Source organism: Rhodococcus sp. As11 (assembly GCF_048957735.1).
Lineage (GTDB): Bacteria > Actinomycetota > Actinomycetes > Mycobacteriales > Mycobacteriaceae > Rhodococcus > Rhodococcus gordoniae.
In genome coordinates, this window is sequence record NZ_JARDJE010000001.1 from 411,706 (window position 1) to 434,547 (window position 22,842).

A 22,842-nucleotide genomic window follows, 5' to 3' on the forward strand; every position below is an offset into this window, starting at 1 on the left:
ATTCGTGTCGAGGTGCAGGCGCACCGCAGGTAGGTGATCCCTATAGAGGGACCAAAGTCCCCGAACCCTTCCCCTCCGCACGCGAGTTCTATAACGTGTTCTAGAGATGATTTCCGGAAGGAAGTGAGCGGACATGGCACAGATTCGCGAGATCGACGTCGGAGAGGTCCGGACGCGTTTCGCGCGAGGCTGGCACTGCCTCGGCCTCGGTCGCACGTTCAGGGACGGCAAGCCCCACGCCGTCGAGGCCTTCGGCACGAAACTCGTGGTGTGGGCCGACAGCAACGGCGATCTGAAGGTGCTCGACGCGTACTGCCGCCACATGGGCGGCGACCTGTCGCAAGGGGAGATCAAGGGCGACTCGGTCGCCTGCCCGTTCCACGACTGGCGGTGGGGCGGCAACGGCAAGTGCACCGACATCCCCTATGCGCGTCGCGTCCCACCGCTCGCGCGGACCCGGGCGTGGACGACGATGGAGCGCCACGGACAGCTGTTCGTCTGGAACGACCCCGAGGGCAACGAGCCGCCGGCGGACGTCACGATCCCCGAGATCGAGCAGTACGGCAGCGACGAATGGACGGACTGGACCTGGAACCAGATCCTCATCGAAGGTTCCAACTGCCGGGAGATCATCGACAACGTCGTCGACATGGCGCACTTCTTCTACATCCACTACGCCTTCCCCACGTTCTTCAAGAACGTCTTCGAGGGGCATATCGCCGAGCAGTACCTCAACACCCGGGGGCGGCCGGACAAGGGCATGGCGACGCAGTACGGCATGGAGTCGACACTCCGGTCGTATGCGGCCTATTACGGCCCGTCCTACATGATCAATCCGCTCGAGAACAACTACGGCGGGTACCGGACCGAATCCGTGTTGATCAACTGCCATTACCCGATCACGCACGATTCGTTCATGCTCCAGTACGGCGTCATCGTCAAGAAGCCCACGGGCATGTCGGCGGAGCAGTCGGATGCACTGGCCGCCAAGCTCACCGAAGGTGTCGGTGAGGGCTTCCTGCAGGACGTCGAGATCTGGAAGAACAAGACCAAGATCGAGAATCCGCTGCTGTGCGACGAGGACGGTCCGGTCTACCAGCTCCGGCGCTGGTACGAGCAGTTCTACGTCGACGTCGCCGACGTGACGGAGAAGATGACGGGCCGCTTCGAGTTCGAAGTCGACACCGCCAAGGCGAACGAGGCCTGGGAGAAGGAAGTCGCCGAGAACCTCGAACGCACGAAGCGCGAGGAAGAACAGGGTCAGCAGGAAGCGGAGGTCTGACGATGAGCGCCTCGGCCCGACAGAGCAGGTGGGCGAAGTCCCCGGACTTCTCCGAGTGGCCCGGCCGGGCCGAGGCCGTCGCCGCTCAGACCGCCATCGACAAGATCAACTACCTGGAGTCCGGCCAGCACGAGGTACGGTGCCGCGAGTGCGGCACGTGCGTCCTCGTCCGCAAGAGCAGCCTCTCGCACACGAGCGTGCAGTGGCAGGAGGATCCGGACACCGTGTGCCCGACCTTCCGAGGAAGCACCTCGACGCGAGGTTCGTCCATCACGCCGCGCGAAGGGTGTCCGCAACTCGGGGCGAGCATCGACCGGGCCGTGCTCGACGGCACCCTTCCCGTGCCCGACGGATCCCCCACCTGACCGACCCGGTCACCGGTCCACCACGCGACAGCACCGTCCCACCGACGGTGCTGTCGCGTTCCCTTTCCTCGGTGATATCCGGTTCCACTGCCGACATCACGCCGTCTTCGGTTCACGCCCAGGACTCTTCGTTTTCGGGGATGGACTCGGCACCGCCATTTCTATAACGTGTTCTACATGACGAAGCAGGAATACGACATCGTTGTCGTCGGCAGCGGTGCCGGCGGGATGACCGCCGCCGTCACCGCCGCCCGCAAGGGTGCCGATGTGGTCCTGATCGAGAAGGCGCCGCGCTACGGCGGGTCGAGCGCCCGATCGGGTGGAGGTGTGTGGATCCCGAACAACGAGGCACTGAAGGCCGCCGGAGTGGACGACACCCCCGAGGAAGCCCGGAAGTACCTCCACAGCATCATCGGCGACGACGTGCCCGCCGAGAAGATCGACACCTATATCGATCGCGGACCGGAGATGCTCTCCTTCGTCCTGAAGAACAGCGCGCTCGAACTGCAGTGGGTACCGGGCTATTCCGACTACTACCCCGAGGCGCCCGGCGGACGTCCCGGGGGCCGTTCGGTGGAACCGGCGCCTTTCGACGGGCGTCGCCTCGGCGAGGACCTCCCACTCCTCGAACCCGATTACGCCCGCGCTCCCAAGAATTTCGTCATCACCCAGGCCGACTACAAGTGGCTGAACCTGCTCATGCGCAATCCGCGCGGACCGGTGCGCGCCGTGCGTGTCGGGGCGCGTTTCGTCTGGGCGAATCTCACCAGGAAGCACCTGCTCGTCCGTGGCCAGGCACTCATGGCCGGTCTGCGAATCGGCCTGCGCGACGCCGGCGTCCCCCTCCTCCTGGAGACCGCGCTTACCGACCTCGTCGTCGAGGACGGCACCGTGCGCGGTGTCGAGGTCGTCGCGAACGGTGAGAAGCGCATCATCCGCGCCCGCAAGGGCGTCATCCTCGCCAGCGGCGGTTTCGAGCACAACGCCGAGATGCGGGCGCAGTACCAGCGTCAGCCGATCGGCACCGAGTGGACCGTGGGGGCGAAGGCCAACACCGGCGACGGCATCCTCGCCGGACAGAAGCTCGGCGCCGCAGTCGACTTCATGGACGACGCCTGGTGGGGGCCGTCCTTCACGCTCACCGGCGGCCCGTGGTTCGCACTGTCGGAACGCAGTCTCCCCGGTTGCCTCATGGTCAATACAGCGGGCAAGCGCTTCGTCAACGAGTCGGCGCCTTACGTCGAGGCGACCCATGCGATGTACGGCGGCAAGCACGGACGCGGCGACGGTCCGGGAGAGAACACCCCCAGCTGGCTGATCCTCGATCAGCGTTACCGCGACCGCTACACCTTCGCCGGCATCACACCCCGCACCCCCTTCCCCCGCCGGTGGTTCGAGGCCGGCGTACTCGTCAAGGCCGGTTCCATCGCCGAACTCGCCGAGAGGATCGGGGTGCCGGCCGACGCCCTCACCGAGACCGTGCAGCGGTTCAACGGGTTCGCACGCGCCGGGAAGGACGAGGACTTCGGCCGCGGCGAATCCCACTACGACCACTACTACGGGGACCCGCGCAACAAGCCGAACCCGAGCCTCGGCGTGGTCGACAAGGCCCCGTTCTACGCGTTCGCGGTGGTCCCCGGTGATCTCGGCACCAAGGGTGGCCTCGTCACCGACGTCCACGGCCGGGTCCTGCGCGAGGACGGCACCGTGATCGACGGCCTCTACGCGACCGGCAACGTCAGCTCGCCGGTCATGGGCCACACCTATGCCGGCCCCGGCGCCACCATCGGACCGGCGATGACCTTCGGCTACCTCGCGGCACTCGACATCCTCGACCGCACACGTGACGACCACACCGGAGAAATGCGAGCATCCGCCGACACCGTGTGACCCGACCGACCCGAGTTCGAGCCGTAGAAAGGAAGCGCCTGTGCCCATCGATCCCTCGGTTGCCGTCGGAGCCGAACTGCCCGCCCAGGAATTCGAGTGGAACAGTACCGATGTCCAGCTCTACAACCTCGGCATCGGTGCCGGTTCCCGCCCGACCGACGCAGGCGAACTCCGATACCTCCACGACAAGGAGCCCCAGGTGCTCCCCACCTTCGCGACCGTCGCCGCGACCTTCCACCAGGTCGAGCCGCCGAAGGTGTCGTTCCCCGGAATCGAGATCGATCTCGCCCGAGTCGTCCACGGCAGTCAGGAGGTGACCGTGCACGCACCCGTCCCGGCTTCGGGCAAGGGACGCACGATCACCCGCATCGCCGAGGTATGGGACAAGGGCAAGGCCGCTGTCGTCGTCCAGGAATCGAGGACCGAGGATCTCGACGGCACCCCCCTGTGGACCGCACGGTCGTCGATCTTCGCTCGCGGCGAGGGCGGTTTCGGCGGTGAACGTGGACCGTCGGAGTCGGTGGAGTACCCCGATCGCGCGCCGGATGCCGAGTTCGACGTGCCCACCCTGCCTCAGCAAGCGTTGCTGTACCGGCTGTGCGGCGACCGCAACCCGCTCCATTCCGATCCGGAGTTCGCTTCCGCGGCAGGATTTCCCGCACCCATCCTGCACGGGCTGTGCACCTACGGCATCGTGTGCAGGGCCGTGACCGACAACCTGCTGGATGCGGACGCGTCCCGCGTGAAAGGATTCCGTGCCCGTTTCGCCGGCGTGGTCTTCCCCGGCGAGACACTCCGGGTGCGCGTCTGGAACGACGGCGAACGCAAGCTCGTCACCGCATCCGTGGTCGAACGCGACCTCGCCCCCGCCCTGACCGATGTGGTACTCACCGTGGCCTGAGCGCCACGCCCCCCGAAAGAGCGACATACGAAATGACACTTCGTGATTCGTCGCCGCGCCTGTCGCGGCGCGGCTTCCTTGCGGCCGGTGCAGGCGCGCTGGCCGTCACCGCGATCGGCGGCTGGACTCCGGTCCACGCGGTTCCTTCCGGATCGGCAGGGGCGACACTCCCTACCCCACCGGGCTTTCCCGAGGGCATCGAGCTCTATCAGCAGGCGTACCAGAACTGGTCGAAAGAGATCATGCTGGACGCGATCCAGACCTGTGCGCCGCGCACTCCCGACGACATCGTGCGTCTCGTGAACTGGGCACACCGGAGCGGATACACCATCCGACCGCGCGGAGCGATGCACGGCTGGACACCGCTGACGATCGTCAACGGTGCGCCCGTCGACCGGGTGATCCTCGCCGACACCATGCTCCACCTCAACCGGGTGCAGGTGAACCCCGGCGGCTCACCCGCGACCGTCACGGCCGATCCCGGCGCGACACTCGACGCGATCACCGCGGCACTGCAGGACCACGGTCTCGGACTCGCGAATCTGCCTGCGCCCGGGGTGTTGTCGATCGCAGGGGCACTCGCCGTGAACGCCCACGGCGCCGCTCTGCCCGCGGATGGTGAATCCCCCCTTCCCGGACACACTTTCGGGTCGATGAGCAACCTCGTCACCGAGCTGACTGCCGTCGTATGGGACGGCAGCGCCTACGCGCTGCGCACGTTCACCCGCGCCGACCCCGAGATCACTCCCCTGCTCACCCACCTCGGCCGCACGTTCATCACGTCCGTCACCCTGCAGGCCGGACCGAACTACCGGATGCGGTGCCGGTCCTTCACCGACGTCTCCTGGCAGGAACTGTTCGCGCCGGCCGGAGCGTCGGGTCGGACCTTCGAATCGTTCGTCGCCTCTGCGGGTCGCGCCGAGGCGATCTGGTATCCGTTCACGGACAAACCGTGGATGAAGGTGTGGTCGCTCGCGCCGGAGAAGCCGGCCACCTCGCGGGAAGTGACCGGACCGTACAACTATCCGTTCTCCGACAACGTGCCCGAACCGATCACCGACCTGCTGGGGCAGATCACGGCCGGGAACACGTCGATCGCACCGGCTTTCGGGCAGACCTACTACGGCGTGACGGTGGCCGGTCTCGCGGCGACGGGATCGTCCGACATCTGGGGCTGGTCGAAGGATCTGCAGTTCTACATCAAGGCGACCACTCTGCGTCTCACCGAGGGCGGCGGCGCGGTGCTCACGAACCGGGCCAACATCGCCAACGTGATCCACGACTTCACCCACTGGTTCGCCGAACGCATCGAGCACTATCGCGGCCTGGGGCAGTTCCCCCTCAACGGCCCGGTCGAAATCCGTTGTTGCGGACTGGATCGTCCTGAGGACGTCCTCGTCCCGTCTGCAGGGCCTCCGACGATCGCCTCGACCCGTCCGCGGCCCGACCACCCGGAATGGGACACGGCCATCTGGCTCAACGTCCTCGGCGTTCCGGGCACTCCCGGGATGTTCGCCTTCTACCGGGAGATGGAGCAGTGGATGCGGCAGCGGTACAACGGAAGCGACTCGACCTTCCGGCCCGAATGGTCGAAGGGCTGGGCGTTCGGTCCCGACCTGCCGTACACGGACGAGCAGATCCTGACGCAGGGCCTACCCGAGACCTATCGGGAAGGCGTACCGTCCGACGAGAACTGGGATTCGGCTCGTGCGGTGTACAACCGCCTCGATCCGCATCGGGTGTTCAGCAACACTTTCATCGACACCCTCCTCCCCTGAACTGCGCACGGGCACAGCTCGCTCGGCACGGGCCCAGCGCGGTCCTTTGCTAGGGTTCGCCCCATGCGGAACGTGCGAAGGTGGATCGGTGCTGCTGCTGTGCCCGTGCTGGTTCTCGCGGGAGGTGTGACACTCGCCGGAACGGCCGCGGCTCTTCCCGATACGGGTTCGGTCACCGTGTCGACCGGCAGCGACAGCCCGGTGACCTTCGAGGCCGCCGGCACCACCTTCCACGGCAGTCTGCGCAGTCCGGACGGTGCGACGGTCGCCGCCGCGCTGCTGCTTCCGGGCAGCGGCCCCACCGATCGCAACGGCAATCAGCCCGGCGCCGCGGCCGACACCCTGGTGCGCTCCGCGGACGCACTCGCCGCCCACGGCATCGCGAGCCTGCGGTTCGACAAGATCGGGGCCGGCCGGACAGGTCTCGGGACCTACACCCCCGAGACCGTCGGCGAGTACGGCTTCACCGAGCAGGTCGATCATGCGGAGGCCGCCGTGCGGTTGCTCAGCGAACGCACCGGCGTCGCCGCCGAGGACATCCTCGTCCTCGGACACAGCGAGGGCGGCCTGACCGCACTCGCACTGGCCGATCGCGGCATCGGGAGCGGCTTCGCGCTGTTGGCGCCGCTACCGATGCGCTATCTGGATCTGTTGTCCGCCCAGCTCACCGCGCTCGCCGATTCCGGGCAGCTCGGCGCCGACGCCGACGCCGTGCGAGCCGAGCTGCCGCGCACCGTCGCATCGTTGCGGTCGACCGGCACCGTGCCGGCCGACCAGCACCCGGTCGTCGCGCAGCTCGGCCTGAATGCCGCGAACGCCAAGTTCCTCGCCGAGGCCGACGAGCTCGATCCGGTCGAACTCGCCGCCCGGTTGGCGGCCGACACCCCTGTGCTGCTCACCTGCTCCGACAAGGATCTGAACATCAGTTGTGCGCAGGTCGAACCGCTGCGGGCTGCACTCGCACACACCGACCTGCAGTTCGAGCATTTCGCCACCGCGAATCACGGACTCGAGGAACTCGGCCCCCTGCAGCCGGGGCCGGCGGATCTGATCGCGCTTCTGCCCGTGTCGTCGGAATTCTCGGCGGCCGTCGACCGTTGGGCCGAACGAGCACGCTGAGCGTGCGACGCACGATCGGGGACACGGGATTGTCGTCCCGGTGTGCGGGTATCCACGGCACATGACAGCACTTCACGCCGTGGCACTGAATTGCACCCTCAAGCCGTCTCCCGCCGAGTCCAGCACCGACAAGATGGTGGCGCACGTGTTCGACGCACTGTCGAAGTACGACGTCAGCGTCGAAACGGTCCGGGTCGTCGATTTCGACGTCGCGCCGGGTGTGGAAGCCGACATGGGCGACGGGGATCAGTGGCCGGAGATCGTCGAGCGCATCGGCTCGGCCGACATCCTGCTCATCGCCACACCGACCTGGGTGGGACACATGTCGAGTGTCGCTCAGCGTGTCCTCGAGCGGCTCGATGCCGAACTGTCGAACACCGACGACGAGAACCGGCCACGCATGGTGGGCAAGGTCGGGATCGCCGCAGTAGTCGGCAACGAGGACGGTGCGCACAAGATCGTCGCCGACCTGTTCCAGAGCCTCAACGACATCGGATTCTCCATTCCCGCCCAGGGGTCGACCTACTGGAACGGCGAAGCGATGTCGGGCACCGACTTCAAGGATCTCGACGAGATCCCCGAAGCGGTGCGCTCGACCACCGAATCCGTCGCCCGGAACGCCGTGCACCTGGCCACGTTGTTGCGTCAGCGGCAGTACTCGCCCTACCCCGAGTGAGTCCCACCGGTCCCACGGGGAGGTGAGTTCGGCCGTCAGCGACTGACGGCCTTCTGGTACCTCCGAATCGCGAACGGCACGAACACGATCAGCATCAGAGCCGTCCACATCAGCGATGCGAGGATCGGATTCTGCAGGGGCCACACGTCCGGTGGCGGCACCATGGGATTGGTGTTGCCGAACAACTCGCGCACCGCCTGCGTCAGCGCCGAGATGGGATTCCACTCGGCGATGGTCCGCAGCACCGGTGGCATCGTCGACGGATCGACGAACGTGTTGGCGATGAACGACAGCGGGAAGATCACCATGAAGCTGGCGTTGTTGAAGACCTCGGGTGTGCGGATCCACATGCCGATCACGGCCATCACCCACGACAGGGCGTAGGCGAACAACAGCAGCAACAGGTAGCCGGCGAGGGCCTCTCCCAGCGAGGTGTTGATCCGCCAGCCTACGAGCAGGCCGGTCAACGACATCACGACAAGGCTGAGCACATTGATCAGCACGTCGGTGGTGGTGCGTCCGATGAGCACCGCGGACGGCGCCATCGGCAGCGACCGGAACCGGTCGATGATGCCCTTCTGGAGATCCTCGACCATCCCGAGGCCCGTCCACGTGGATCCGAAGATCACCGTCTGGGTGAAGATGCCTGCGATGAGGAACTCCCGGTACGACATGCCGGGCACCTCGATCGCGCTGCCGAAGACATAGGCGAACAGCAACACGAACATGATCGGGGAGAGCGTGGTGAACACCAGGAGATCCGGTACACGCTTGATCTTGATCATGTTGCGCTTGGCGATGGTCAGGCCGTCGGTGGCGATCGTTTCGAGCGTGTTCACGACACCGCCTCCTCGATCTTGTCGTCCGTCCCGTGCCCGGTGAGCGTGAGGAACACGTCGTCGAGTGTGGGTTTGCGGAGCGCGACGTCGGAGACCCGGATACCTGCGGCCGACAGTTTCCCCAGTGCGGTCACGAGACCGTCGGTTCCGCCACCGGAATCCGCGCTCACCGGAACGGTGATACGGCCGGTGCTGCGCTCGACCCTGATCTCGCCGGACGCGACCGATTCGAGTTCGCGGACCGCCCGCTCACGCTGCTCGACCTCGGCCACGCCGAGTTCGATGCGCTCGCCACCGACGCGGCTCTTGAGTTCGTCGGCGGTGCCACGAGCGATGACCTTCCCGCGATCGATCACGGCGATGTCGTCGGCGAGGCGTTCGGCTTCGTCCATGTATTGAGTGGTCAGCAGCAACGTGGTGCCGCGTTGCACCAGCGTGTCGATGACCTCCCACAACCCGAGACGGGCACGCGGATCGAGCCCGGTGGTCGGTTCGTCGAGGAAGAGCACCGGGGGATCGGCGACGAGAGCACCGGCGAGGTCGAGGCGACGCCGCATACCGCCCGAATAACCCTTGACCGGGCGATCGCCCGCCTCCTCGAGGTCGAACTGCTCGAGCAGTTCTCGTGCCCGGAGCCGACTTCGTTTGGTGCCGAGGTGGTAGAGACGACCGACCATCTCGAGGTTCTCGAAGCCCGTGAGATATTCGTCGACCGCGGCGTACTGCCCCGACGCGCCGATCCGGGACCGGAGTGCGCGCCCCTCGGTGAAGACGTCGAATCCTGCTACCTCGGCGCGACCGGCATCGGGAACGAGCAGTGTCGTCAGGACGCGCACCGTGGTGGTCTTACCGGCCCCGTTGGGGCCGAGCAGCGCGGTGACCGTTCCTTCCGGCACCCGCAGATCGACACCGTCGAGCGCCCTGACCTGTCCGTATGTCTTGATCAGTCCTTCTGCAACTATGGCATCGGCCATGAGTGTCTCCCTGACTGTGGTGGCTAGCACAGTGTGCACGAAGAGACCGACACGATTCGACAGGTTTTCTCATCGCATCGACAGATGCTCAGCCGGTCACCCGCGCGGCATTGCCCGCGTCGATCGGCAGCACGGTACCGGAGATGTGTGCGGACGCCTCGTCGGCGAAGAAGAGAACGGCGCGGGTGATCTCGGCAGGTTCGAGCCACGGAACCGGTTGCGCGTGCAGCGAGGTGAACACCGGTGCGACATCGTCGGCGGTCGGGTGCTCGAGGTCGGGCCGCAGCATCCCGTAGAGCGTGTCGTTGTGGATCATCGGCGTGGAGATGTTGCCCGGAGCGACCGCGTTGACGGTGATGCCGTTCTGCGCGAGGTCCAGGGCCGCGCTCTTCGTCAGGCCGATCACGCCCCACTTCGACGCCGCATAGGCGACCATGTTGGTATTGCCGGCCCGGCCGAGCATGGACGACACCGTCACGATGCGTCCGTAATTGCGCTCGATCATCCCGGGTGCCACCGCGGCGACGGTGTTGAACACCCCGGTGAGATTCGAGGAGATCGCTTCGTCCCACATCGCCTGCGGCATGCGGTGCACCGGTGCCGCCACCGACACTCCGGCGTTGGCGACCGCGATGTCGATACGCCCCAATTCGTCGTGGGCGCGGGCTACCAGCGCGTCCATCGCCGGACGGTCGGCGGTGTCGAGTGTCGCCGAGACGACCCGGCGGCCGGTGGCTTCGACGAGGCGCACCGTCTCGGCCAGATCCTCCTCCGTCGCCAGTGGGTAGCCCACCATCGGTGAATCGGTGCACCGATCGCAGATCACCAGATCCGCTCCGGCCTCGGCGAATGCGACGGCATGCGAGCGACCCTGTCCTCGCGCTGCTCCCGTGACGAATGCGACCCTGCCCTCGAAACCCATCATGACGTCCTTCCGTCGGCGCGTGGTTGCGTCACTTGTACCCTGCCGATCGCCGAGGACGAACTCGCGGTCCCGGACACCGGAAGGGTCCGGGACCGTCGAGGCGAAGACGGGATCAGAGTCCGGACCGGGCCTTCACCCGGCCCTGGTCCACTGCGTCGTGCAGTGCCTGCAGGTCGCGCTCGGTCCGGTCCGCGTAGGCCACCGCGAAGGACGCGAGCGCCTCGTCGAACTGGTCGTCCGTGCCGAGATAGGCCGCCAGCGCGATCCGGTCGCCCGCCCGGGCGTGGGCGTAGGCGAGGACCCGCGCGCACAACCGCCCGTAGAGCTTCAGGCCCTTGGGCACCATCTCCTCGATCACCGCCGAGCCCTTACCGTCGCGGAGCTGACGGATGTAGAAGTCCCGGTCCACTCCGTCGGCGCCCGTACCCCGCTGCCAGCCGAGGAAGATGTCGCTCGCGGACTGCATCAGGCGCTGACCGTTCACGACGCGTTCGCCCTCGTTGCGGAAGGACGGCCCGTCCACGTAGTACGACAACACCGAACGCTGGGCTTCCTTCGCCTGCAGGAACAGCGGATCGTCGTCGTCCACACCCCGCAACAGGAGGATCCACGCCCGCGTGCCGACGCTTCCCACTCCGACGACCTTCCGCGCCGCCTGGACCAGTTCGAACTGTTCGAGGAGGACCCGGCGGTCCCACTGCAGCGTCGCCCGGTACGACCGGACGCGGCCGTACAGTTCGTCGTAGATCGCCTCGGCATCGAGATCGGCGAAGACCTCTTCGACGGGCACGATGAGCGGCGGATCGCTGATGATCCGCCGGTGACCGTCGATGACGGTGGTCAGCTTCTCCAGTGCCTGGAGGCTGTCGCGCCGCGAGGCCTTGTCGAGCGCTTTCCGGGTGCGTTTCTCCATCTTCGCATCCAGCACGCCACCCGACTCCGCTATCTCGACCGTGGGATCGAGGTGGGAATACCGCACCGCCAGATTTCCGAGTTGCGCCTGTCTGCACATGGTCTCGCGATACTCGGCCGCACACGCCCGGGTGATCTTCCGGCATTCCTTCGTGGTGAACCCGTTGTCGCGGCCCGCGATCTCGAGGCTTGCGACCAGGCGCTTGACGTCCCATTCGAACGGCCCCGGATACGTTTCGTCGAAGTCGTTGACGTCGAAGGCCGTCTTCCGTTCCGGAGTCGCGAACAGGCCGAAATTGCTCGCGTGGGCGTCGCCGCACAACTGTGTGTGCAGACCGCTGTCGGGCGTGCGCGACAGATCGTCGGCCATCACCAGCGCGGCACCGCGGAAGAACGCGAACGCCGATGTCGCCATGCGGCCGTATCGCACCGGGACGAGCTGAGGGACGCGGGACTGCGCCTGGCTCTCGAGCAGCGCGATCGGATCCCGGGACGACTCCCCGAGATCGGCCAGCGACTCGACGGGAGTGACCCTCCGAGCGGCGAGGCCGTTCCGGACCCGCTGTTCGCGGGTCGGATGCACGACATGTCCGTCCGTGACCGACACGGGTCCTCCCACAGGGATCTCGCCGGAGCGTGGGCCTTCATCGTAGGCAGGCCCGCGTCCCCGTGGGAGCGAAACGGCGTCAGGACCGCGACAGCACCAGTCCCGAGGTCGGAACTCCCGTTCCTGCCGTGACCAGGACGTGGCCGACGTCGTCGACCTGGTTGACCGCCGTGCCGCGGATCTGCCGGACGCCCTCGGCGATGCCGTTCATACCGTGGATGTAGGCCTCACCCAGCTGACCGCCGTGAGTGTTGATCGGCAGCCGCCCGCCGACCTGGATGCCGTCGGCGACGAAGTCCTTGGCCTCACCGCGTCCGCAGAATCCGAGTTCTTCGAGCTGCATGAGCACGTACGGGGTGAAATGGTCGTAGAGGACGGCCGTCGCGACGTCCTGCGGTCCGATGCCGGCCTGTTTCCACAACTGGTCGCCGACGATGCCCATCTCGGGCAGTCCTGCGAGCCCGTCCCGGTAGTAACTGGTCATGATGTACTGGTCGGGACCGCTTCCCTGTGCCGCGGCGGCGATCACCGCGGGAGTCTGCTTCAGGTCCTTCGCCCGCTCGGCGCTCGTCACGACGAGCGCCACGCCGCCGTCGGACTCCTGGCAGCAGTCGAGCAGGTGCAGCGGCTCGGCGATCCACCGCGAGTTCTGGTGGTCCTCGAGCGTGATCGGTTTCCCGTGGAAGAACGCCTCGGGATTGGTTGCCGCATGAGCGCGGTCCGCAACGGCCACGGCACCGAAGTCGGCACTCGTCGCACCGGAGACGTGCATGTAGCGTTGCGCGACCATCGCGACGAACGAGGCCGGGGTGCTCAGCCCGTGCGGGTAGGAGAACGCGTTGTCGGTGCCCGACGAATTCACCTGCGCGGCAAGTGCGGTATTGACCTGACCGTAACGCGCCCCGGATCGTTCGTTGAATGCCCGGTAGGCGACCACCACGTCGGCCACGCCGGTCGCGACGGCCATCGCCGCCTGCTGCACCGTCGCGCACGCCGCACCGCCGCCGTAGTGGATGCGGGAGAAGAACTTCAGGTGAGGGATACCCACCGAACGGGCCACGGCCACTTCGGTGTTGGTGTCCATCGTGAACGAGACCAGGCCGTCGACGTCGTCCGGGGTGAGTCCCGCGTCGTCGAGGGCGGCGCGTACCGCTTCGGCGGCGAGGCGGAGTTCGCTGCGACCGGAGTCCTTCGAGAAGTCGGTGGCACCGATGCCGACGATCGCCGCTGCACCCGACAGGCCGCTCATGCGGTGCCTCCGATCACGAAAGTGGCTGTGGCCGTGATGTGTTTTCCCAGACTGTTGGTGCCGGTGACGTCGACGGTGACCAGTCCGCCCTCGACGGAGGCAACGGTGCCGGAAAGGGTCAGGGTGTCGTAGGCGTACCAGGGCACACCCAGCCTCAGCGAGATCGACCTGATCACCGCTCGGGGTCCTGCCCACTCGGTGACGTAGCGCTGCACGAGCCCGGTGTCGGTGAGGATGTTGACGAAGATGTCCTTCGATCCGCGTTGCTGTGCCTTGTCGCGGTCGTGGTGCACGTCCTGGAAATCGCGGGTGGCCAGGGCCGTCGACACGACGAAGGTCGGATCCGCGTGGATCGTCGAAGTGGGCAGGTTCTCGCCGATCGTGACGGTCGGGGCGCTCACACGTCCTCCTCGAGAGGCTTCCAGGCGTACAGCGTCCACGCTTCTCCCCCGGTCTCGTCATCGCCGGGGAAATCGAGATAGGTGGCTTCCACCGGCATTCCGATCCGCACCTGCCCGGGATCGGCGCCGCGGAGTTCACCGAGCATCCGCACCCCTTCGTCGAGTTCGACGAGTGCGACGACGAAGGGCAGCTGCCGTCCCGGCACCTTCGGGGCGTGGTGGACGACGAAGCTGAACACCGTTCCGCGTCCGGAGGACACGACGTAGTCGGTGGTCTCGGACTTGTCGAGCCAGAGCGCCGGGACGGGTGGGTGCTGCAGCGTGCCGTCGGGGCGTCGCTGGATGCGCAGTTCGTGGGCCGAGACGCCCTCCCAGAAGAACTGCGTGTCGCGGGAGACGGACGGGCGGAGCAACCGTGTGGGGTCGAGATCGTCGGGAACCGACGGTGCCCGGCCGTCGGAGGACGACGCCTCCTCCACCTTGGCCGGCGGGGCGAACTTCAGTATGCGGAACAGCATTTCGGCGACGACCTCGTCGCCGACCCTCCACAGGTTGCGGGTGGTGAAGAACCAGCCCTCCCCCAGGCCGGTCTTCTTCGGGCCGACGACGTCCTCGAGGGTGGACTCGATCGTCACCTGTTCGCCGTGACGCAGGTAGCGGTGGTAGATCTGGTCGCAGTTGGTGGCGACCACCGACGTGTATCCGGCGTCGTCGAGGATCTGCGTCATCCGGCCGAGCGGATCGTCCTTCTCCCGTTCGGCGCCGAGACCGCGCATCGTCCACACCTGCGCCATGGCGGGCGGGGCCACGAGACCGCCGTGACCGGCGGCGATCGCCGCGGATTCGTCGGTGTAGATCGGATTGCCGTCGCCGATCGCCTCGAGCCAGTTACGGATCATCGGCAGATTCACCGGATCGCGGCCGGGCCGGGGTGCGGACGAGCCGTCGCTCCGCACCTGTTCGGCCGCCCGCAGGATCTCCTCCGGGGTGCTTCCCGGAACGTCACGTGTCACCGAATTCTCCTGCGTCACCGCGGCACCCGTGGCATGCCCAGTCCGGCCGTCGCGATCAGTTCGCGCATGACCTCGTTGACGCCGCCACCGAAGGTGATGACCACGTTGCGTTTGGCCATCATGTCGAGCCAGCGGAGCAGCTCGGCGGTGTCGTCGTCGGCGGGGTCGCCGAAGGCACCGACGATCTCCTCGGCCAGACGCCCGACCCGCTGGATCCGCTCGGTGGCGAACACCTTGGTGGCCGAGGCGTCGGCGATGTCGACGGCGTCGTTGCTGCTCGCCGCGACCTGCCAGTTGAGCAGTTCGTTGAGCCGCCAGGTCGCGTGGATCTCCCCGAGTGCGCGTCGCACCTCGGGACGGTCCTGGAGTTCGTGCGCGCGGATCCACTCGACGAGCCGGTCGTAGATGCCCGCCACACGACCGGCCGGTCCGAGCATGACGCGTTCGTGGTTGAGCTGGGTGGTGATGAGCTTCCAGCCCTTGTTCTCCTCGCCGACGAGCATCTCGGCCGGAACACGCACGTCGCTGTAGTAGGTGGCGTTGACGTGATGGGCGCCGTCGCAGGTGATGATCGGCGTCCAGCTGAAGCCCGGGTCCTTCGTGTCGACGATGAGCACGGAGATGCCCCGGTGACGCGAGTCGGCGGGGCCGGTACGGACCGCGAGCCAGATGTAGTCGGCGTCGTGCCCACCGGTGGTGAAGATCTTCTGTCCGTTGACGATGTAGTGGTCGCCGTCGCGCACCGCGGTGGTGCGCAGTGCGGCGAGGTCGGTGCCGGCCTCCGGCTCGGAGTACCCGATCGCGAAGTGCACCTCGCCGGCGAGGATGGCGGGCAGGAACTTCCGCTTCTGCTCGTCGGTGCCGTAGACCTGCAGCGTCGGGCCGACGGTCTGCAGCGTGACGCTCGGCAACGGGACGTCGGCCCGGACGGCCTCGTTGGCGAAGATCTGCTGTTCGACGTCGCCGAAACCGTGGCCGCCGAACTCCACCGGCCAGCCGACGCCGAGCCATCCGTCCTTGCCCATTCGACGGACGACCTCGCGGTAGGTGGGCCCGTGCCGTTCGGTACGCATGATCGCAGCCTCCTCCGGGGAGACCAGATTGCCGAAATAGCGGCGCAGCTCGGCCTGCAGCGCGCGCTGCTCGTCTGTCAGATCGATGAACACCGGGCCCCCACGAGGTCGAGTCGGTACGAGGCGCCGCCGAGCAACCGGGCGAGGTCCTTGGCGGCCGACGAATACTTGTGCAGTGGATAGGTCTCGTCGACACCCACCCCGCCGTGCAGATGGTGCAGCACACGCACGGCCGGAGGCAGTTCGGCCGCGATCCAGTACGCGGTGACATCGAGATCGTCTGCCGCGTCGAGACCTTCGGACAGGCGCCACACCGACGACAACGCCGCGACGTGCAGGGTGCGCGCGGTGACGTAGACATCGGCGATCTGCTGCGCGACGGCCTGGAAGGTCGCGAGCGGTTTGCCGAACTGGTGCCGTTCGCTGACGTGCTTCGCGGTGAGCTCGGTCGCCCCGGAGAGCAGTCCGTCCGCGAAGGCCGCCACAGCGGCGAGCGCGATCCGGTGGAGGGTCGCCACGGCGTCGGCACCGGACTCCGCGAGCAGGACACCGACGGCGCCGTCGGCGCGCAGCGAGAACTCCGGGCAGCCGGTCGAGGTGGGGCTCGGACGCAGGGTCACGCCGGTGGCGTCGGGAGCCACCGCGACCACACCGGCATCGGTGGGCAGGAGCACCAGGCGCGCCCGATCGGCGTAGGGCACGGCGACGAACGACCCGGTGACCGCGTGACCCCCGTCGGTTCGGACGGCGGTGGCGGCCGGCTGTTCCGGGAAGGCGCGGCCGGGTTCACCGAGTGCGGCCGTCAGGACGGCTCCCTCCGCGACGCCGGCGAGCAGTTCGTCCTGCTGCTGCTCGGAGGCGAGCGCGAGGATCGGCAGGACGCCCAGGCCGAGGGTGGCCAGGGCCGGCGTCTGCGCCGCTCCGCGTCCGACCTCGGTGAGGACGGTGGCCACTTCACCGAGCCCGAGCCCCGATCCGCCGAGCCGTTCGGGCAGGGCGAGCGACAGCAGGTCGGCGTCGGCCAGCGCGGCCCACAGCGCTTCGTCGGCGAGGCCGCGTTTCAGGAGACCGGCCGCCACACCGGCGATCTCCTCCTGTGTCTCGTCACGTGCGAAGTCCACCGTCACCCACCTTCGATATAGAACGTGTTCCAGTTGTAGCATTCCCGGGCGTCCGGCGGAAGGACTCCTCAGTCGCGCGGCAGCCCCAGGAGCCGCTCGGCCGCCACGGTCAGCAGAATCTGCTCGGTTCCACCGGCGATCGTCAGGCACCGGGTGTTGAGGAACTCCCGGGTGAGCGGTCCTTCCACCCACCCGGCCTCGCCCGCGAGATCCATGGCGAGTTCGGCGGTGTCCTGCCGCTGCCGCACGCCGATGAGTTTACGGACGCTCGACGCGGCGCCGGGATCCTGTCCCTCGAGTTGCGCGAGGGTGGCACGCAGATCCAGGAGCGAACCGACCGTCGCCTCACCGATCTGCGTCGCGATGCGGTCCTCGGCCACAGGATCGTCCGGCGCCGACAGAGCGAGCAGCTCTTCGATGTGCGGGCCCAGCGACGACTTGCCGCCCATCGCGACGCGCTCGTTGGCGAGGGTCGTGCGGGCGAGCTTCCAGCCGTCGCCGAGTTTCCCGACCACGCACTCGTCCGGCACGAAGACCGAATCGAGGAAGACCTCGTTGAACAGCGCGTCGCCGGTGATCTCCCGCAGCGGCGAGATCGTGATACCCGCGGACTTCATGTCGACGAGGAAGTACGTGATGCCCTTGTGCTTGGGGACATCGCGGTCGGTGCGGGCGAGGCAGATCGCCCAGTCGGCCTGCTGAGCGAGCGAGGTCCACACCTTCTGCCCGCGCAGCACCCATCCCCCGTCGACCTTCTCGGCACTCGTGCGCAGTGCCGCGAGATCCGAACCCGCTCCGGGTTCCGAGAACAGCTGGCACCACACCACGTCGCCGCGCAGGGTGGGCATCACGAACCGTTCGATCTGCTCGGGCGTGCCGTGCTGGAGGACGGTCGGCACCGCCCACCAGCCGATCACGAGATCGGGGCGTTCGATACCGGCAGCGGCGAGTTCCTCCTGGACGACGAGCTGTTCGGCGGCGCCGGCTCCCCGACCGTAGGGTGCCGGCCAGTGCGGTGCGAGCAGACCCGACTCGGCGAGAGCGACACGCTGCTCGGACTCGGGCGCGGCGGCGATGCTCTCGATCTCGGCGCGGATCCGTGCCCGCTCCTCCTCGTGTCCGGACAGGTCGATCCCGAGATGACGACGCGCGCCGTCGCGGACCAGGGTGGTGAGCCGTGACCGCCACACGGTGGAGCCGCCGAGTACCTGCCGGGTGGCGACCGCGCGGCGAAGATAGAAGTGCGCGTCGTGCTCCCACGTGAAGCCGATGCCGCCGAGCACCTGGATCGCATCCTCGGCCGTCCGGACCGCGGCGTCGAGCGCGATCGCCGCAGCAGCGGCCGCCGCGATCGGCAGTTCGTCGGGCTGCGAATCGACAGTGACCGCTGCGTCCCATGCCACGGCCCGGATCTTCTCGGTCCGGCAGAGCATTTCGGCACAGATGTGCTTGACCGCCTGGAACGCGCCGATCGGTTTGCCGAACTGCTCACGGATCTTCGCGTAGTCGACGGCGGTGGTCAGCGCCCAGCCGGCGAGGCCGGCCAGTTCCGCGGCGGCGAGACCGGCGGTGAGGTCGCGCACGAAGCCGGCCGGGACGGTCGCGACACGCCCTGCCGGCACGGTCGCGCCGTCGAACCGGACACGGGCCACCGCGCGGGAGGCGTCGATGGTGTCGAGCGGCTCGACCTGCAGACCCGGATCGTCGGCCTCGACGAGCGCCCAGCGTTCGATGTCCGGGGCTCCGCCGGCGGGTTCGATGTCCGGGGCTCCACCGGCGGATTCGACGGCCGGATCACCATCACCCCCGAGACGCACGAGCACAGCGATCCCGGCCTCGGCGCCCACGGCCGGCCCGGCCTCGCCCCGCAGCACGAATCCGTCCCCTGCCGGTTCGGCGGCCACGGCCGAGTCGAGCGCGAGCGCGGTGGGGACCTCGCCCTCGGCGAGTCGCGCCGTCGTCTTGGCGACAGCCTCCCCGGCGCGGCCGAACACGAGAGCCGCCACGGCGGTCGTCAGGACGGGGCCGGGCGCGAGTTCGCGGGCGGCCTGTTCGAGCATGACGGCCAGGTCCACGGCGGTCGCTCCGAGGCCGCCCGCGTCCTCGGGGACGGCGACACCGAAAAGTCCGAGTTCTGCGAGGGACGACCAGCCGTCGCGCCACGTCGCGTCGCCTGAGCGACGTATCGTCGAGATGGGGTCGACGGTGCGTGACCAGGCCTGCACGGATGCCTGGACGGCTCGCTGCTCCTCGGTCGTGGCGATACTCACAGCGGTTTCCGCCCTTCCGAATGACATCATTGCTAGAACGTGTTCTAATATGACACCGATTCGGAGTCAAGGCGTGAGGAAACGAATTTATGGCCACCCCGTCCCGCTCCCGTGCCAATGGACACGGAACTCTGACCGCCCTCACCGAGGACGATCTCAGTTCCAATGCCCAGAAGGAACGGCGTAAGCGGATTCTCGACGCCACCCTGGCGCTCGCGTCCAAGGGTGGATACGAGGCCGTGCAGATGCGGGCAGTGGCCGAACGAGCGGACGTCGCTGTCGGCACCCTCTACCGGTACTTCCCGTCCAAGGTGCACCTGCTGGTCTCCGCCCTCGGCCGTGAATTCGCCCGTATCGAGGGCAAGGGCCGCATCCCACCCGGCCACAGCCCGCTCGAGCGTATGCACCTGGTCCTGAGTCTGATCACCAAGGCGATGCAGCGCGATCCGCTGCTCACCGAAGCCATGACGCGGGCGTTCATGTTCGCCGACGCCTCGGCCGCCGCCGAGGTCGATCAGGTCGGCACCCTCATGGACCGGCTGTTCGCGCGGGCCATGAACGACGGCGAGCCCACCGAGGAGGAACTCGCCATCGCGCGTGTCATCAGCGACGTGTGGCTGTCGAATCTCGTCGCCTGGCTCACGCGCCGTTCGTCGGCCACCGATGTCGCCCGCCGGCTCGAACTGACCGTGGATCTCCTGCTCGGAGACGGCTCCCGCGCCCCGAAGACGGTCGCCTCGGGAGTATGAGACTCGGGAGTACGAGAGTTGCTTCCCGTCTTCTGTAACCGGAAACACGCACTCGGAAGGCCGACGGGGTCCGACTCCCGCCCGACTCTGACCTAACGTGGTTCAGGTGAGTGCCCACGATCTTCCGATTGACCTTCGACGTGCTCTGGTGGCTGTCGCGCGGACGCCCCGTCTGCTCGTGGCGACCGATTACGACGGCACCATCTCCCCCATCGTGAGCGACCCGGAGAAGGCCTACCCGCACGACGATGCGGTGCGGGCGCTGCGGGGCCTCGCAGCTCTTCCCTCGACGTCCGCGGCGGTCATCTCGGGTCGCGCCCTCAAGGATCTCGCCGCCCTGTCGCGGTTGCCGGTCGAGGTCAAGCTCGTCGGCAGCCACGGTTCCGAGTTCGACATCGGATTCGTCCACGAGGTCGATCCCGAGGCCAGGGACCTGCTCGCCACGATCGTCGAAGGACTGGACGGCGTGGCGTCCCGGTTCGCCGGCGTGCGGGTGGAGGTCAAGCCTGCGAGCGCCGCGCTCCACGTGCGCAACGCCACCCCTGGCGACGCCGAACAGGCCCTCGACCTCGTGCGGAACGATCTCGCTCTCCGCCCGGGTGTGCAGGTGACAGAGGGCAAAGCCGTGATCGAGCTGTCCGTGGTGCCCACCGACAAGGGCAAGGCCCTCGGCGTCATCCGGCATCAGGAGGCCGCCACCGCGGCGGTGTTCTTCGGCGACGACGTGACCGACGAGAAGGCCTTCCGTTCCCTGCAGGGTCCGGATGTCGGAGTGAAGATCGGCGACGGTGACACCGCCGCCGAGTACCGCGTCCGCACCAGCGAAGAGGTCATCGCGGCGCTGGCGTTCCTGCTCGAGGAACGTCGTACGTGGCTGTCGGGTGCCCACGTCGCCCCGATCGAACGTCTGACGATGCTCGCGAGTCCCCGTTCGAAGGCGCTCGTGACCCCCGACGGCACGATCACCTGGCTGTGCCACCCCGATCCCGATTCCGCCGCGGTCTTCGCCCACCTGCTCGGTGGCGACGCCGCCGGTCACTTCTCCATCGGCCCGACCCGCCAGGCGCTGCCGCTCAGCCAGCGTTACGTCGACTCGACGATGACGGTGGTGACCCGGTGGGCGTCGCTCGCGGTGATCGACTATCTCCCGCACGACGTCGAGACCGGCCGCACGGATCTGACCCGCGTGATCACCGGGCGCGCGAGCGCGGTGGTGACCTTCGCGCCGCGACCGGAGTTCGGCCAGGGCCAGGTGACCCTCGAGGTCGAGGACGACGGCATCCGCGTGATGGGCTTCAACGAGCCCTACGTGCTGCGCTCTCCCGGTGTGCGGTGGGACATCACGACCGATGGGGTGCATCAGACGGCCCATGCCGTGGTCGACCCCAGCGAGAACGACATCATCCTCGAATTTCGTTGCGGCACCGATGATCTCGACGAACACCCGGTTCCGGAGGTCGAACGCCGGGCGCAGTCCGAGGCCTACTGGCACACGTGGGCGTCGCGCCTCGAACTCCCGCCGCTCAAGCCCGACCTCATGAAGCGTTCGGCGCTCACCCTGCGCGGGCTGGTCCACGGGCCGACGGGTTCGATCCTCGCCGCGGCGACCACCTCGCTCCCCGAGGAGATCGGTGGGGTCCGAAACTGGGACTACCGCTACTGCTGGCTGCGCGACGCCGCGCTCACGGCGCAGGCGCTCGTGCGGGTCGGATCGCTCGAGGAGGCCGAGAACTACCTCGACTGGGTCCACCGTGTCCTCGAGACCGTCCCCGGCCCCGAACGCCTGCACCCGCTGTACACGCTCGCCGGCGGACCGCTTCCGCCCGAGGCCGTGCTCGACTCGCTTCCCGGTTACGCCGGTTCGCGGCCCGTGCGTATCGGCAACGCCGCGAACCAGCAGGTGCAGCTCGACGTGTTCGGTCCGATCGTCGACCTGATCGCCGACCTCGCGCACAGCCGCGAGGAAGGCGGCGCGCCCCACGATCAGGCCCTCACCGACCGCGACTGGGAGCTCGTCTGCTCGATGGTCACCGCGGTGGAACGGCGCTGGTTCGAGCCGGATCACGGCATCTGGGAGATCCGCCACGCACCTCGTCACCACGTGTACTCGAAGGTCATGGGGTGGCTGACCGTCGACCGGGCGCTGACGCTCGCCGAGAAGTTCGGCCGGACCGCCGGTGAGGGTTGGGCGGCGCTGCGCGACGAGATCGCCGACGAGGTCATCGAGAAGGGCTGGAACGACGACGTCCAGTCGTTCACCTCGGCCTACGACGGCACCGATCTCGACGCGGCCACCCTGTTCATCGGCCTCACCGGACTCGTCGACCCGGAGGACGAGCGGTTCCGGGCGACCGTGGCGGCCACCGAGCGGGAGTTGCGCAGCGGCGCGACCGTCTATCGCTATCACAGCGACGACGGCCTGCCCGGTAGCGAAGGCGGCTTCCACCTGTGCGCGGCGTGGCTCGTGGCGGCCTACCTGCTGATCGGGCAGCGCAACGACGCCGAAGCACTGTTCGCGCAGCTCGTCGCCGCAGCCGGACCGACCGGTCTGCTCAGTGAGGAGTACGACCCGGTCGCGGAGCGTTCGCTGGGCAACCACCCACAGGCGTACAGCCACATCGGTCTGCTGCGCTGCGCCCAGCTGCTGTCGGGGGCGAAGCCGATGGGCGAGCGGATTCGCTGACACCCTGCGGCCGGC

At 67.8% G+C, this 22,842-nt stretch carries 19 protein-coding genes; 9 read left to right on the forward strand and 10 right to left on the reverse strand.

The window, feature by feature from the left end; all coding sequences use genetic code 11:
- Positions 1 to 133 precede the first annotated feature (133 nt).
- From PV766_RS02020 to PV766_RS02050, 7 genes are all read left to right on the forward strand, one after another.
- On the forward strand, positions 134 to 1,282 hold the full coding sequence (locus tag PV766_RS02020) for a Rieske 2Fe-2S domain-containing protein (RefSeq protein ID WP_016933447.1): 1,149 nt from the start codon (positions 134 to 136) through the stop codon (positions 1,280 to 1,282).
- Positions 1,283 to 1,284: 2 nt separating this feature from the next.
- On the forward strand, positions 1,285 to 1,647 hold the full coding sequence (locus tag PV766_RS02025; RefSeq protein WP_064063423.1) for a hypothetical protein: 363 nt from the start codon (positions 1,285 to 1,287) through the stop codon (positions 1,645 to 1,647).
- A 177-nt stretch (positions 1,648 to 1,824) separates the two neighbouring features.
- Positions 1,825 to 3,537: a 3-oxosteroid 1-dehydrogenase gene (gene kstD, locus PV766_RS02030; RefSeq protein ID WP_207213549.1), complete on the forward strand. Its 1,713-nt coding sequence runs from the start codon at positions 1,825 to 1,827 to the stop codon at positions 3,535 to 3,537.
- Between the two features lie 40 nt (positions 3,538 to 3,577).
- Positions 3,578 to 4,438 carry a MaoC/PaaZ C-terminal domain-containing protein gene (locus tag PV766_RS02035; protein ID WP_064063421.1) on the forward strand — a complete coding sequence of 287 codons (861 nt, stop codon included), beginning with the start codon at positions 3,578 to 3,580 and terminating at the stop codon, positions 4,436 to 4,438.
- 32 nt (positions 4,439 to 4,470) lie between these two features.
- Positions 4,471 to 6,216: a cholesterol oxidase substrate-binding domain-containing protein gene (locus PV766_RS02040; protein WP_421096295.1), complete on the forward strand. Its 1,746-nt coding sequence runs from the start codon at positions 4,471 to 4,473 to the stop codon at positions 6,214 to 6,216.
- Positions 6,217 to 6,279: 63 nt separating this feature from the next.
- Positions 6,280 to 7,335, forward strand: coding sequence for an alpha/beta hydrolase family protein (locus PV766_RS02045; RefSeq protein ID WP_245207800.1), 1,056 nt, complete (start codon positions 6,280 to 6,282; stop codon positions 7,333 to 7,335).
- A 61-nt stretch (positions 7,336 to 7,396) separates the two neighbouring features.
- Positions 7,397 to 8,011, forward strand: a complete 615-nt coding sequence (locus tag PV766_RS02050) for a flavodoxin family protein (protein ID WP_421096296.1) — start codon at positions 7,397 to 7,399, stop codon at positions 8,009 to 8,011.
- A gap of 35 nt (positions 8,012 to 8,046) precedes the next feature.
- Here PV766_RS02050 and PV766_RS02055 read toward each other — a convergent pair whose 3' ends face one another.
- The 10 genes from PV766_RS02055 to PV766_RS02100 all read right to left on the reverse strand — a co-directional run bounded on the left by PV766_RS02055 (position 8,047) and on the right by PV766_RS02100 (position 19,395).
- Positions 8,047 to 8,796, reverse strand: a complete 750-nt coding sequence (locus PV766_RS02055) for an ABC transporter permease (protein WP_202400316.1) — start codon at positions 8,794 to 8,796, stop codon at positions 8,047 to 8,049.
- A gap of 50 nt (positions 8,797 to 8,846) precedes the next feature.
- Positions 8,847 to 9,824: an ATP-binding cassette domain-containing protein gene (locus PV766_RS02060; RefSeq protein WP_064063491.1), complete on the reverse strand. Its 978-nt coding sequence runs from the start codon at positions 9,822 to 9,824 to the stop codon at positions 8,847 to 8,849.
- 88 nt (positions 9,825 to 9,912) lie between these two features.
- On the reverse strand, positions 9,913 to 10,749 hold the full coding sequence (locus tag PV766_RS02065) for a mycofactocin-coupled SDR family oxidoreductase (protein ID WP_202400290.1): 837 nt from the start codon (positions 10,747 to 10,749) through the stop codon (positions 9,913 to 9,915).
- Positions 10,750 to 10,861: 112 nt separating this feature from the next.
- A complete protein-coding gene (locus tag PV766_RS02070) occupies positions 10,862 to 12,268 on the reverse strand; it encodes a DUF2252 domain-containing protein (RefSeq protein ID WP_421096297.1) in 1,407 nt (468 codons plus the stop codon).
- Between the two features lie 79 nt (positions 12,269 to 12,347).
- On the reverse strand, positions 12,348 to 13,517 hold the full coding sequence (locus PV766_RS02075) for a lipid-transfer protein (RefSeq protein ID WP_421096298.1): 1,170 nt from the start codon (positions 13,515 to 13,517) through the stop codon (positions 12,348 to 12,350).
- Positions 13,514 to 13,918, reverse strand: a complete 405-nt coding sequence (locus PV766_RS02080) for a MaoC family dehydratase (protein ID WP_064063415.1) — start codon at positions 13,916 to 13,918, stop codon at positions 13,514 to 13,516. Before PV766_RS02080 ends, PV766_RS02075 begins: the two co-directional genes overlap by 4 nt.
- The gene (locus tag PV766_RS02085) at positions 13,915 to 14,931 is read right to left on the reverse strand and encodes a bifunctional MaoC family dehydratase N-terminal/OB-fold nucleic acid binding domain-containing protein (RefSeq protein ID WP_421096299.1); all 1,017 of its coding nucleotides are present in this window, start codon (positions 14,929 to 14,931) and stop codon (positions 13,915 to 13,917) included. The genes PV766_RS02080 and PV766_RS02085 overlap by 4 nt, the downstream gene beginning before the upstream one ends.
- 14 nt (positions 14,932 to 14,945) lie before the next feature.
- Positions 14,946 to 16,097: an acyl-CoA dehydrogenase family protein gene (locus PV766_RS02090; RefSeq protein WP_421096300.1), complete on the reverse strand. Its 1,152-nt coding sequence runs from the start codon at positions 16,095 to 16,097 to the stop codon at positions 14,946 to 14,948.
- The gene (locus PV766_RS02095; RefSeq protein WP_421096301.1) at positions 16,082 to 17,125 is read right to left on the reverse strand and encodes an acyl-CoA dehydrogenase family protein; all 1,044 of its coding nucleotides are present in this window, start codon (positions 17,123 to 17,125) and stop codon (positions 16,082 to 16,084) included. Before PV766_RS02095 ends, PV766_RS02090 begins: the two co-directional genes overlap by 16 nt.
- A gap of 68 nt (positions 17,126 to 17,193) precedes the next feature.
- Positions 17,194 to 19,395 (reverse strand): acyl-CoA dehydrogenase, encoded by a 2,202-nt coding sequence (locus PV766_RS02100; protein ID WP_129977258.1) that lies wholly within the window; start codon positions 19,393 to 19,395, stop codon positions 17,194 to 17,196.
- 89 nt (positions 19,396 to 19,484) lie between these two features.
- Here PV766_RS02100 and kstR point away from each other — a divergent pair, with 89 nt between their 5' ends.
- Complete coding sequence (gene kstR, locus PV766_RS02105) at positions 19,485 to 20,144, forward strand: cholesterol catabolism transcriptional regulator KstR (RefSeq protein ID WP_016932107.1); 660 nt, start codon at positions 19,485 to 19,487, stop codon at positions 20,142 to 20,144.
- Positions 20,145 to 20,250: 106 nt separating this feature from the next.
- On the forward strand, positions 20,251 to 22,827 hold the full coding sequence (gene otsB, locus PV766_RS02110) for a trehalose-phosphatase (RefSeq protein WP_129977259.1): 2,577 nt from the start codon (positions 20,251 to 20,253) through the stop codon (positions 22,825 to 22,827).
- Positions 22,828 to 22,842 lie beyond the last annotated feature (15 nt).

Coding starts and splice junctions, on each gene's coding strand:
- PV766_RS02020 (WP_016933447.1), top strand. CDS start 134: ATGGCACAGATTCGCGAGATCGACGTCGGAGAGGTCCGGACGCGTTTC.
- PV766_RS02025 (WP_064063423.1), top strand. CDS start 1,285: ATGAGCGCCTCGGCCCGACAGAGCAGGTGGGCGAAGTCCCCGGACTTC.
- kstD (WP_207213549.1), top strand. CDS start 1,825: ATGACGAAGCAGGAATACGACATCGTTGTCGTCGGCAGCGGTGCCGGC.
- PV766_RS02040 (WP_421096295.1), top strand. CDS start 4,471: ATGACACTTCGTGATTCGTCGCCGCGCCTGTCGCGGCGCGGCTTCCTT.
- PV766_RS02045 (WP_245207800.1), top strand. CDS start 6,280: ATGCGGAACGTGCGAAGGTGGATCGGTGCTGCTGCTGTGCCCGTGCTG.
- PV766_RS02050 (WP_421096296.1), top strand. CDS start 7,397: ATGACAGCACTTCACGCCGTGGCACTGAATTGCACCCTCAAGCCGTCT.
- PV766_RS02055 (WP_202400316.1), bottom strand. CDS start 8,796: ATGATCAAGATCAAGCGTGTACCGGATCTCCTGGTGTTCACCACGCTC.
- PV766_RS02060 (WP_064063491.1), bottom strand. CDS start 9,824: ATGGCCGATGCCATAGTTGCAGAAGGACTGATCAAGACATACGGACAG.
- PV766_RS02065 (WP_202400290.1), bottom strand. CDS start 10,749: ATGATGGGTTTCGAGGGCAGGGTCGCATTCGTCACGGGAGCAGCGCGA.
- PV766_RS02075 (WP_421096298.1), bottom strand. CDS start 13,517: ATGAGCGGCCTGTCGGGTGCAGCGGCGATCGTCGGCATCGGTGCCACC.
- kstR (WP_016932107.1), top strand. CDS start 19,485: ATGGCCACCCCGTCCCGCTCCCGTGCCAATGGACACGGAACTCTGACC.